10 protein-coding genes are annotated in these 11,676 nt (G+C 72.9%); 4 read left to right on the forward strand and 6 right to left on the reverse strand.

Annotation, left to right across the window (positions count from 1 at the left end; all coding sequences use genetic code 11):
* Positions 1-741: DUF8083 family protein (locus tag E0D90_RS17785; protein WP_498072963.1), on the reverse strand; the 741-nt coding region annotated here is incomplete at its 3' end.
* Between the two features lie 186 nt (positions 742-927).
* On the opposite strand from E0D90_RS17785, the gene E0D90_RS17790 reads away from it, so the two are divergent.
* Positions 928-2,046: a Leu/Phe/Val dehydrogenase gene (locus E0D90_RS17790; protein ID WP_130799221.1), complete on the forward strand. Its 1,119-nt coding sequence runs from the start codon at positions 928-930 to the stop codon at positions 2,044-2,046.
* Positions 2,047-2,361: 315 nt separating this feature from the next.
* Positions 2,362-2,616 (forward strand): DUF3073 domain-containing protein, encoded by a 255-nt coding sequence (locus tag E0D90_RS17795; RefSeq protein ID WP_103502154.1) that lies wholly within the window; start codon positions 2,362-2,364, stop codon positions 2,614-2,616.
* A 158-nt stretch (positions 2,617-2,774) separates the two neighbouring features.
* Here the strand turns inward: E0D90_RS17795 and purM are convergent, their stop codons facing one another.
* The 3 genes from purM to E0D90_RS17810 all read right to left on the reverse strand — a co-directional run bounded on the left by purM (position 2,775) and on the right by E0D90_RS17810 (position 6,755).
* Positions 2,775-3,851, reverse strand: a complete 1,077-nt coding sequence (gene purM, locus E0D90_RS17800) for a phosphoribosylformylglycinamidine cyclo-ligase (protein ID WP_130799222.1) — start codon at positions 3,849-3,851, stop codon at positions 2,775-2,777.
* Positions 3,852-4,112: 261 nt separating this feature from the next.
* On the reverse strand, positions 4,113-5,741 hold the full coding sequence (gene purF, locus E0D90_RS17805) for an amidophosphoribosyltransferase (protein WP_130799223.1): 1,629 nt from the start codon (positions 5,739-5,741) through the stop codon (positions 4,113-4,115).
* A gap of 207 nt (positions 5,742-5,948) precedes the next feature.
* Complete coding sequence (locus E0D90_RS17810) at positions 5,949-6,755, reverse strand: maleylpyruvate isomerase family mycothiol-dependent enzyme (RefSeq protein ID WP_103528616.1); 807 nt, start codon at positions 6,753-6,755, stop codon at positions 5,949-5,951.
* A 276-nt stretch (positions 6,756-7,031) separates the two neighbouring features.
* On the opposite strand from E0D90_RS17810, the gene E0D90_RS17815 reads away from it, so the two are divergent.
* Positions 7,032-7,556, forward strand: a complete 525-nt coding sequence (locus E0D90_RS17815; RefSeq protein WP_130799224.1) for a PH domain-containing protein — start codon at positions 7,032-7,034, stop codon at positions 7,554-7,556.
* Positions 7,557-7,847: 291 nt separating this feature from the next.
* On the opposite strand, the gene E0D90_RS17820 is transcribed toward E0D90_RS17815, so the two are convergent.
* The gene (locus tag E0D90_RS17820) at positions 7,848-9,059 is read right to left on the reverse strand and encodes an ROK family protein (protein WP_130799225.1); all 1,212 of its coding nucleotides are present in this window, start codon (positions 9,057-9,059) and stop codon (positions 7,848-7,850) included.
* Positions 9,056-10,525 (reverse strand): xylulokinase, encoded by a 1,470-nt coding sequence (xylB, locus tag E0D90_RS17825; RefSeq protein ID WP_130799226.1) that lies wholly within the window; start codon positions 10,523-10,525, stop codon positions 9,056-9,058. The genes E0D90_RS17820 and xylB overlap by 4 nt, the downstream gene beginning before the upstream one ends.
* Positions 10,526-10,880: 355 nt before the next feature.
* On the opposite strand from xylB, the gene xylA reads away from it, so the two are divergent.
* A partial coding sequence (xylA, locus tag E0D90_RS17830; RefSeq protein WP_130799227.1) for a xylose isomerase occupies positions 10,881-11,676 on the forward strand: 796 nt, incomplete at its 3' end.

The following is an 11,676-nucleotide window of genomic DNA, read 5'->3' on the forward strand; positions in this document are numbered from 1 at the left end:
CCCGTCCCCAGGGGTGTCCCCGGCGGCTCTGGCGCCCCCGTGGCGGTCCGCCCGCCCGCTCGCCCGGCCACCGCCCTCGCGTCCGCTCCCACGCCCGTCCTGTCCGCTCGTGGCGCCCTCGCGCGCACTACGGACACCCCGATGTCCGTTTCCCTCGCCGTCCGCGTCCCCGACGTCACCGGCGGCCCGCGCTCCGGGGCCGTGGCCGCCCCCCGGCTCACCGGGCTCACCGGGGTCACCGGGGTCACCGGGCTCACCGGGCTCACCGGGGGCGCGGTAGTCCCGCTCGCTGTCGTCGAAGAGCGTGAACCAGCGGATCGGCACGTGCCAGAGCGCGGAACGGATCCACGGCCGCGCGTCGGGATTGCGTTCGGACCAGCGCTGGTGGTTGCGCTCCGCACGTCTGCGGGCTGCGACGGGCAGTGCCTGGTCGAGCACGGAGTCCGGCATCATCCAGTGGCCGGCCTCCTCCAGCGCCCGCCACGCGCGCAGCCGCGTCCGCCAGGGGCAGACGCAGAGCACCCCGTCTACCTCGGCGACGAACGCGTCGCCGCTCTCCCGCTCCGGCGCGGCGCGCCGGGGCACCGAGATCAGCGAGGTCAGGGCGGCACGCAGCTCGTCCTGGGCGGTCGGGAGGTCGGTGCGGGCGGCGTACTCCGCCCAGTAGGAGCGTTCGGGTTCGGGAAAGGCCGCCAGCGGCTCGTAGACCCGCAGATACGACGCATAGGGAACCTTCGGCACGCGTGTCCTCCCGGTGGTCGCCGCTCCCGATGATCCCAGCAGGTGGACACGACGGCCAGTGGCCCGGACGTGTCGTGGCAGTGTGACGCACCAGCTGCCCCGGCGGGCACGGACGGCCGTAGAGTCGTCCTATGGCCCTCCCCACCCCGCCGAGGGCATCCGCCTCGACATACAGGAGTCACCACAGTGACTGACGTACGTCCCGCTGTCAGTGTCGACAGCCCGGCCGAGGTCGACGTTCTGGACACCCTCTTCCGATCGGATCAGGGCGGACACGAACAGGTCGTCCTGTGCCAGGACAGGCCCAGCGGCCTCAAAGCCGTCATCGCCATCCATTCCACCGCGCTGGGTCCCGCTCTCGGCGGCACCCGCTTCCACGCCTACCCCGGTGTGCCCCGTCCCGAGGAGGCCGCGCTCCGCGACGCGCTGAACCTCTCGCGCGGCATGAGCTACAAGAACGCACTCGCCGGGCTGGAGCACGGCGGCGGCAAGGCGGTCATCGTCGGCGACCCGGACCAGGTCAAGAGCGAGGAACTCCTCCTCGCCTACGGCCGGTTCGTCTCCGGCCTCGGCGGCCGCTACGTCACCGCCTGTGATGTCGGCACCTACGTCCAGGACATGGACGTGGTCGCCCGCACCAACCGCTGGACCACGGGGCGTTCGCCCGAGAACGGCGGCGCCGGCGACTCCTCCGTCCTCACCGCCTTCGGCGTCTTCCAGGGGATGCGCGCCTCCGCGCAGCACCGCTGGGGCTCCCCGGAGCTGGCCGGCCGCAAGGTCGGCATCGCGGGTGTGGGGAAGGTGGGACACATCCTGGTGGACCACCTGGTCGAGGCGGGCGCCGAGGTCGTGGTCACGGATGTGCGGGCCGAGTCGGTGGCGAGGGTGCTCACCGCCCACCCGCAGGTCACCGCGGTCTCCGACACCGCCGCGCTGATCACCACGCCGGGCCTGGACATCTACGCGCCGTGCGCGCTGGGTGGCGCTCTCAACGACCTCACCGTCCCGGCTCTGACCGCGACGGTGGTCTGCGGTGCGGCCAACAACCAGCTGGACCACCCGGGCATCGAGAAGACCCTCGCCGACCGGGGTGTGCTGTACGCGCCCGACTACCTCGTCAACTCCGGCGGGGTGATCCAGGTGGCCGACGAACTCCACGGATTTGACTTCGCACGTGCGAAGTCGAAGGCGACGAAAATCTTTGACACGACCCTGGAGATCTTCGAGCGCGCCGACACCGAGGGCGTCCCGCCGGCCGTCGCGGCCGACCGGATCGCCGAGCAGCGGATGGCCGCCGCCCGCTGACCTGCGGACGGATCACGACCCCCGGCACGAGTGCCGGACCGCCCGGTCGGGACGGTCCGGCACTTGCGTAAGACATGTCACGTCGCTTCGGTGGGTTGCGCTCCGAAAGAAGGTAAAATCACCGTTGACCTGCCAAGAGGGGGTCGACGGGCTGGTGCCACGCCGCCTCGGTCCTGCGGACGGCGTACCGTAGGGTCAAGGAAGCAGGTACCGTTGAAGCCCGGTGGGTCGGGCTCCTGCGGGGCCCGCTCCTTACCGTGAACGCATGTCAACACTCTGGGGCCGCAGCGCCCCGACGTTGAGGGGGTCGAGCCAATGGGGCGCGGCCGGGCCAAGGCCAAGCAGACGAAGGTCGCCCGCCAGCTGAAGTACAACAGCGGTGGGACCGACTTGTCGCGACTGGCCGAAGAGCTGGGTGCATCCTCGTCAGAACAGTCACCGAACGGTGACCAGTTGGAACCAGAGGATGAACTCGAGGACGACCCGTACGCTGAGTACGCGAAGCTGTACAACGACGACGACGAGGACGACGAGCAACAGTCCGGTTCGTCGCGGCGGCGGGAAGCCTGACACTCTCGCCGTGAGCGCTGCTGAAAGACCGGTCCGGTTTCACCGGACCGGCTTTTGCGCTGTCCGGGCCCGGTCGAGGGACGTCCCCAGCCCGGCGCGCGCGGTGACCGGGCACGCCGGGCACCGCGACGGCCGGGCCGTCCTCGGGGTTCGCCAGGTCAGGCGTGGTCACCGTGGAGGGTCACCGCGTCCGTGCGGTCACCGCGGTCACCGCGTTCGCTGATCTCGCCGAGCACCCAGGCGTCCAGGCCGCGGTCGCCCAGCGTGGTCAGCGCCGCGTCGACCGAGTCGCCGGGGACGACGGCGACCATGCCGACGCCCATGTTCAGGGTCCGCTCCAGCTCGGCGCGGGCGACCTTGCCGGCCTCCCCGACCAGGCCGAACACCGGTGCCGGCGTCCAGGTCGAGCGGTCCAGCGTGGCGTGCAGGCCGTCCGGGATGACCCGGGCCAGGTTGGCGGCCAGGCCACCGCCGGTGATGTGCGAGAAGGCGTGGACCTCGGTGGTGCGGGTGAGCGCCAGGCAGTCCAGGGAGTAGATCCGGGTCGGCTCCAGCAGTTCCTCGCCGACGGTCCGGCCCAGCTCCTCCACCCGGCGGTCCACACTCCAGCCGGCCCGGTCGAACAGCACGTGCCTGACCAGCGAGTACCCGTTGGAGTGCAGGCCGGAGGAGGCCATGGCGACGACCACGTCCCCGGCACGGACCCGCTCGGCGCCCAGCAGGCGGTCGGCCTCGACCACGCCGGTGCCGGCGCCCGCGACGTCGTACTCGTCCGGTCCGAGCAGCCCGGGGTGCTCGGCCGTCTCGCCGCCGACCAGCGCGCAGCCGGCCAGGGTGCAGCCCTCGGCGATGCCCTTGACGATGGCGGCCACCCGCTCCGGGTGGACCTTGCCGACGCAGATGTAGTCGGTCATGAACAGCGGCTCGGCGCCGCAGACCACCAGGTCGTCGACGACCATGGCGACGAGGTCCTGGCCGATGGTGTCGTGCACGTCCATGAGCTGGGCGACGGCGACCTTGGTGCCGACCCCGTCGGTGGCCGACGCCAGCAGCGGGCGGTCGTAGCGCTTGAGCGCGGAGGCGTCGAACAGGCCGGCGAAGCCGCCGATGGCGCCGACGCTCTCGGGGCGCTGCGCGGTGGCCACCCACTTCTTCATCAGCTCGACGGCCGTGTCACCGGCCTCGATGTCGACACCGGCGGCGGCGTACGAGGCACCGGGAGTGCTGTCACTCATTGCGGGTCTCTTCCGTGGTTCGGGGAACGTCGCGGTTCGGGGAGCGCGTCCGGCCCGGGCCGGATGCGGCGGGGGACGGCGCGGGGGCCGCGAGGGACGCGGCGGACGAGGAGTTCGCGGGGACCGGACGGGCCGGACACCCCGGCGTGGACGGCCGGCCGTCGTCGGCGGTCACGCCCCGGCGCCACGCCGCGAGGCGCGGGGCCGGGACGGACCGCCGAGAGGTGTGGGCCGCGGACGGCCCGGCGGACGGCGGAGGTGTCACGGGCGGCGCAGCGCGTCGGCCGCCCCAGGCCCGGTGAGCAGGGCGTCGACACCGTCCACGTCGCTGTGGCGGGCTTCGTCCCGGGGCTGGCGGCCGTCCTCCAGGAGGTCCTTGCCGAGCAGCTTGGGGTCGGGCAGGTCGACCGGGTACTCGCCGTCGAAGCAGGCCCGGCACAGGTTCGGCTTGGCGATGGTGGTCGCGTCGACCATGCCGTCCAGCGAGATGTACGCCAGGGAGTCGGCGCCGAGCGAGGTGCCGATCTCGTCCACGGACAGACCGTTGGCGATCAGCTCGGCCCGGGTCGCGAAGTCGATGCCGAAGAAGCAGGGCCACTTGATCGGCGGAGAGCTGATCCGCACGTGGACCTCGGCGGCGCCGGCCTCGCGGAGCATCCGGATCAGCGCGCGCTGGGTGTTGCCGCGGACGATGGAGTCGTCCACCACGACCAGGCGCTTGCCCCGGATGACCTCCTTCAGCGGATTCAGTTTCAGCCGGATGCCCAGCTGGCGGATGGTCTGGCTCGGCTGGATGAAGGTCCGGCCGACGTAGGAGTTCTTCACCAGGCCGGAGCCGTAGGGGATGCCGCTCGCCTCGGCGTAGCCGATCGCCGCGGGGGTGCCGGACTCCGGGGTGGCTATCACCAGGTCGGCCTCGGCCGGGGCCTCGGCGGCGAGCTTCCGTCCCATCTCGACCCGCGAGAGGTAGACGTTGCGGCCGGCGATGTCGGTGTCGGGACGGGCCAGGTAGACGTACTCGAAAACACAGCCGCGAGGCTTCGCTTCAGCGAATCGCTGGGTCCGCAGCCCGTTCTCGTCCACGGCGATCATCTCGCCCGGTTCGATCTCCCGGATGAAGGAGGCGCCGACGATGTCGAGGGCCGCGGACTCCGAGGCGACGACCCAGCCGCGCTCCAGCCGGCCGAGGACCAGCGGGCGGAAGCCCTGCGGGTCGCGGGCGGCGTAGAGGGTGTGGTCGTCCATGAAGACGAAGCTGAACGCGCCCTGGACGTGCGGCAGGACAAGTGCCGCCGCCTCCTCGACGGTCAGCGGGTTGCCCTCGTCGTCGGTCTGGCCTGCGAGCAGCGCCGTCACCAGGTCGGTGTCGTTGGTGGCCGCGACGCGGTGCCGGGGCGTCCGGCCGCCGGGCAGCGCGGCGACCATCTCCGCCAGCTCGGCGGTGTTCACCAGGTTGCCGTTGTGGCCGAGCGCGATGGAACCGTGCCCGGTCGCGCGGAAGGTCGGCTGGGCGTTCTCCCAGGTGGACGCACCGGTGGTCGAGTACCGGGCGTGACCGACCGCGATATGGCCCTTGAGGGAGCCGAGAGAGGTTTCGTCGAAGACCTGGGAGACCAGGCCCATGTCCTTGAAGACAAGGATCTTGGAGCCGTTGCTCACCGCGATGCCCGCGGACTCCTGTCCACGGTGCTGCAGCGCGTACAGACCGAAATAGCTGAGTTTGGCGACCTCCTCGCCCGGGGCCCAGACACCGAAGACGCCGCAAGCGTCCCTCGGGCCCTTCTCACCGGGGTCGAGGTCGTGGCTGAGTCGTCCATCACCACGCACAAGCGCCAGTCTAGGGCAGGTTGCCCCGCCCGCGGGCCGTCGTCCTTGTGACACATTGCTCATCCCCGGGCGGCCCGGAACGACGCCTTCCGGCGCCCGACGGCGCTGACCTGCGACGGAACGGCGCTCTGCGACAGAGGGCCGACCGGACCCGAACAGTCGGTCACGGTCCGGTGGGCGGCTCCCCGGCGCGCGGGGTGTGGGTCGCGCGCCGGGGGTCTCCACCAAGGGGTGCGGGGCCGCGCCCGGCTGGCTGGCTGGCTGGCTGGCTCAGCCGAGCACGGGCAACTCGTCGGCGAGAGCAGCGGCGCGCTCGCCGCCCACCTTCAGCCGGCCGGTGGCCGTCATCGTCTTCCAGGTCGCCCGGCCCGTCGCCAGCCTGATCCAGCTGATCGGGTCGGTCTCGACCACCTGCCCCGGGGTGCCACGGGTGTGGCGGGGACCGGCGAGGCACTGCACCGCGGCGAACGGCGGCACCCGCAGCTCGGTCGAGGCGCCGGGCGCCTTCTCCGCGAGCGCGTCGGCGAGCACCCGCACGGTGCTCGCCACCGCCATCCGGTCCAGCCGCACCGGGCTGCCGGTGGCGCGCGTCAGGTCGTCGCTGTGGACGACCAACTCGACGAGTCGCGTGACCGTGAAGTCGAGCGCGCGCATCGGCCCGAAGACGTGCGGCAGCAGAAGGTCCTCCCGCACACCGGTGTCGATCACCGACTCCAGCTCCTCGGCGGCGGCGTCGATCGCGGCGGCCTGATCCTCCCGGGCGGCGGCGTCCTCCTGCGCCCAGGAGTCGATCTTCGCGGCGATCTCACCGGTGCCGAGCACCCACTGCGAGAGGGTGCAGGCCGGCCTGGTCGCGTCGGGGACCGGCTCCGCGAGGAGCTGGGGCAGGGCGTCGATCTGCCGGGCCAGGTGGGCGAGCAGATGGCGGACGTCCCAGCCGGGCAGGCCGGTGGGCTTGGCCAGCTGCTGCCCGGTTAGCTCGTGGGCGGCCAGGCGGACGAACTCCACCTGGGCCAGCACCGCATCCCGGACCCGGTCGGGATGGTAGGAGCGAGGCTTGCGCCGAACTGTGGACATGTGTGGAGCTTACGACCTGCGCCGCCCGGGCCCGTGGCGAGCCGCCACTCTCCGTGTGGCACGACGGGTGGGAGGCGCGTGGCGGCGGCGCCCGCGGGCTCCTCCCGGCGGTGGTTCGGTGGTGGTTCGGCGGAGGCTCGGCGGAGGCCCCGGGCGATGGCTCAGCGGTGGCGCGCGGACGCGGTGCGGACACCTCGTGGAGGGCCCCCTTCACAGGCCGGTACCAAGTCCCGTTCGCGACTCCCGGCGCTCACGCCGATGTGCCAGGATGCGCGCATGCCTATCGCGGACAAGTACCTCGCAGACGACGAAGACCTCGTCTTCTACACGCGGCAGCACTGGACCACGCTGGTCAGTGAGTTCCTGCTGCTGCTCGTCATCATCGCGGGTGCCACCGCGCTGATGTGGGTGGTTCCGTCCGAGGAGGAGTGGAGCGACATCGCCCGCTGGGTGATCGCCGGTGTGGCCGTGATCGCCGCCCTCTGGTTCTGGCTGATCCCGATGCTCCAATGGCGCTCGACCGTCTATGTGCTGACCACCAAGCGGCTCCACAAGCGCACCGGGTTCATCACCAAGGCCGGGCGGTCGATCCCGCTGACCCGGGTCAACGACGTGTCGTACTCGGTCGGTCTGTGGGAGCGGATCATGCGGTACGGCACGCTCCACGTGCAGTCGGCCTCGGAGCAGGGCAAGATGACGCTGCGTCACGTTCCCGACCCGGAGCTGCTGAAGAGCAAGATCTACCAGCAGATCGACGCGCTCGGCCAGGACGGGTACGGCGGCGGGATGCCGCCCGTCTGACCGGCCTCACCCCCGCACGGAGACGGGCACGGATACCGACGCCGTTGCCACGCAGGGGAGTTGTCCAGGGCGTGAGCGGACGGACCGACTGACGGACGCCGGTGCGTGGCGGTGGGACGACGCGGGTCGTCCCGTCCGGCGCACCGGCGTCCTCGTGTGTGTGCGACGGCGGGCGTGCGATGGCGGGTGTGCGACGGCGGGCGTGCGATGGCGGGTGTGCGACGGCGGGCGTGCGATGGCGGGTGTGCGACGGCGGGTGCCGCGTCCGCGTGGTGCCGGTGCCGGTGCCCCTCAGCCCGTCGGCTGGGCGGTGCGCAGCGGGTCGTCCAGGACGGCGCGGGTCACGGCGTGCGCCGCGCCGAGCAGTGGACCGTCGGCGCCGAGCCGGGAGACCACAAGTGGCGGCGCGGTGCCCATACGGCGCCCCAACTCCGCCTCCACGGCCGGGAGCAGCCAGGGCGCGAGGTCGGCCAGCGCGCCGCCGAGGACCAGGACGTGCGGGTCGAGCAGGTTGGCGGCGGCGGTGAGCGCGATACCGAGGTCGGTGCCGGCGCCGCGCAGCGCGCGCAGCACGTCCGGGTCGCCGGCTTCGGCGCGGCCCGCCAGGTAGCCGACGCGACCGCCGGGGCCCGGGTGGTCGGCGACCGCCCGCACCGGGTCCAGGCCGATGGCGCGCAGCACCGCTTCCTCGCCCGCGTACTGCTCCAGGCAGCCGCGCCCCCCGCAGCCGCACGCGTGGCCCCTGCGGCGCACCGGTACATGGCCCAACTCCCCCGCGAACCCGCGGTTTCCGCGCAACAGCAGGCCGTCGGTGAGGATCGCGGAGCCGATGCCGATCTCGGCGGAGACGTGGAGCACGTCCCCGGTGCGGCAGACCGGGTCGCCGATCCAGAGTTCGGCGAGCGCGCCGAGGTTGGCCTCGTTGTCGACCTTCAACGGCCCGCCGCCGGAGGGGAGTCGACCGGCCAGGTCGACGTCCCGCCAGCCCAGGTTGGGTGCCTGGACGACTCTGGTCCCGTCGCGGACGACCTGGCCGGGAACGGCGACGCACAGGCCCGCCGGACGCAGCCCGGCCTCGGTCAGCTGGCCAGTGACGTCGTCGATCAGCCCCGCGAGCCGTTCCAGCACCGGTTCGGGCCGGCTGCGGCGGTTGACGGCGTCGACCGCCGCACGGGCCCGGACCCGGCCCCGCAGGTCCACGGCGCAGACCGCCAGGTGGTCGACGCCGATCGCCGCGCCGAGGCCGCACGGCCCCTGGTCGCTGAGGGCCAGCACGGTGCCGGGACGCCCCGGGGAACCGGAGTGGCCCAGCCCGGCCTCGGCGAGCAGCCCGGCGGCGAGCAGGTCGTCGACCAGGGTGGAGACGGCCGTCCTGGTAAGACCGATGCGGTCGGCGACCCGGGCCCGCGAGGCGGGGCCTCCGTCGACGACCGCGTACAGGACGGCGGCGAGGTTGGCGCGCCGCAGATCCTGCTGGGTGTGCAGCCGGGGGGTGGCGGTCATCGCGCGAGATCACCGCTGCCCGACGCGGGGTTCCGGCGGAGCAGGTCGTCGGCACCGTTCAGGACCGTCTCCATGCGGGACAGGGCGTCGGTGTCCCGCTCGACGGCGTCGTAGGCCGGTCCCTCGGCGGTGCGCCAGCCGCGGGCGACCTCCGCCGGGTCCTGCTCCAGCAGCAGCCCGGCGGCCTGGGCGGCGGCACCGAGCGCCACCAGTTCCTGGGCGCGGGGCACCTGCACCGGGCGGCCGGAGAGCCGGCGCACGGTCTCGCGCCAGGCGGTGCCGCGGGCGCCGCCGCCGATCAGGAGGATCGGGGCGTCGGCCGGGCCCCCCGTCGAAGCCTCGTCGGCCAGGACCAGGTCGAGCGCGCGCAGCAGGGCGAAGACCGCGCCGTCGTAGGCGGCCTGGAGCACCTGGCCGCCGGTGGTGTCGTGCCGCAGCCCGTACAGCAGACCGCTGGAGTACGGCAGTTGCGGGGTGCGCTCACCGTCGAGGAACGGCAGCAGCACCGGCCCGGCACCGGGTTCGACGTCCTCGCGCTCCCGGCCGAGCAGCGCGGCCACCCGGTCGACGGCGAGAGTGCAGTTCAGGGTGCAGGCAAGGGGCAGCCAGGCGTCGGTGGCGTCGGCGAACCCGGCGACCGTGCCCGTCTCGTCGGCGGGGCGCGTGCGGCTCACGGCGTAGACCGTGCCCGAGGTGCCCAGGCTCAGCACGGGCTGGCCGGGTGCCAGGCCCAGTCCGAGCGCGGCGGCCATGTTGTCGCCGGTGCCGGCGGCGACCAACGCGCCCGGCTTGAGCGGCAGTCCGGACAGCGCGCGGACCGTGCCGGCGCCTTCGCCCTTCTTCACCACGCGGGGCAGCAGCGCGGGGGCGAGGCCGATGTGGTCGAGGATCTCGGTGTCGTAGCCGGCGTCGTCGCCCGCCCACCAGCCGGTGCCCGAGGCGTCGCCGCGGTCGGTGGTGCCGTCGCCGGTCAGGCGGCCGGTCAGGTAGTCGTGCGGGAGACGGACGGCCGCCGTGGCGCGCGCGGACTCCGGCTCGTTCTCGGCGAGCCACAGCCACTTGGGCGCGGTGAAGGACGGGGCGGGGACGCTGCCGACGCGGCGCGCCCAGGCGGCGGGACCGCCGAGTTCACCGCCGAGCCGGGTGCACTGGCCGGCGGAACGGACGTCGTTCCACTGGAGGGCGGGGCGCACCGGCGTGCCGTCGGCGCGGAGGGTCACCAGGCCGTGCTGCTGGCCGGCGACGGAGATGGCCTCGGCCTTGCCGGCGTAGTGGCCGAGCTGGCCCAGCGCGGCCAGGAGCGCCTGCCACCAGTGATCGGGGTCGATCTCGTGCTCGGCGGTGACGGGGTGCGCGGCCTGCCCGGAGGCGAGGACCGCGCCGGTCGCGGTGTCGACGACCAGCGCCTTGGTGGACTGGGTCGAGCTGTCCACCCCGATGACCAGCGGTCCTTGAGCTTTGGCCATGAGTGCTGCCTCCTGGGGTCCGGCGCGTGGGTCCGGTGGTTGTGTCCTGCGTCTGGGCTCGTGTCGGGGCTCGTGTCCGGGCTCGTGTCCGGGCTCGTGTCGGTCGGGGTCCGCGGTTCGCGGTCCCGACGCTCGGTGCGGGTCCGTGGGGTGCCGGTGCGCACGGGCTGCCGGCCCGCGGTCCGGTGACGGCACCCTCGGACTCGCCCCATGTTGGGACGACGGCGCCCTTGACTGTCCGACTCTCTCGCATACTAATTTGTAAATAGCCCTGACGAAATGCTGCGGACCGGCACAGCGCCAGGGCGAGCCGACCACCGGCCGAGCCGGCGAGACACCGAGACTAGGAGCGCCCGTGCCCCAGAACTACGTGCCGACCCCGCAGGACAAGTTCAGCTTCGGCCTCTGGACCATCGGCTGGCAGGGCCGGGACCCGTTCGGCGACGCCAGCCGCGCCCCGCTCGACCCGGTCGAGGCAGTGCACCGCCTCACCGAACTCGGCGCCTACGGCATCACGTTCCACGACGACGACCTCATCCCGCACGGCGCCACCGTCGCGGAGCGCGACGCCATCATCAAGCGGTTCAAGGAGGCGCTGGAGACCACCGGCCTCAAGGTGCCGATGGCCACCACCAACCTCTTCACCCACCCCGTCTTCAAGGACGGCGGCTTCACCTCCAACGACCGCGACGTGCGCCGGTACGCGCTGCGCAAGACGATGCGCAACATCGACCTCGCCGCGGAGCTCGGCGCGGAGACCTATGTGGCGTGGGGCGGCCGCGAGGGCTCGGAGAGCAACGGCGGCAAGGACGTCCGCTTCGCGCTGGACCGGATGAAGGAGTCCTTCGACTTCCTGGCCGAGTACGTCACCGAACAGGGTTACGGGCTGAAGTTCGCCGTCGAGCCCAAGCCGAACGAGCCGCGCGGCGACATCCTGCTGCCGACGGTCGGCCACGCCATCGCCTTCATCGACCGCCTGGAGCGGCCCGAACTCTTCGGCGTGAACCCGGAGGTGGGGCACGAGCAGATGGCCGGACTCAACTTCGCGCACGGCATCGCCCAGGCACTGTGGTCCGACAAGCTGTTCCACATCGACCTCAACGGCCAGCACGGCACCCGCTTCGACCAGGACCTGCGCTTCGGCGGCGGCG

The organism is Streptomyces otsuchiensis (genome assembly GCF_004305975.1).
In the GTDB taxonomy this organism is placed as follows: Bacteria; Actinomycetota; Actinomycetes; order Streptomycetales; family Streptomycetaceae; genus Streptomyces; species Streptomyces otsuchiensis.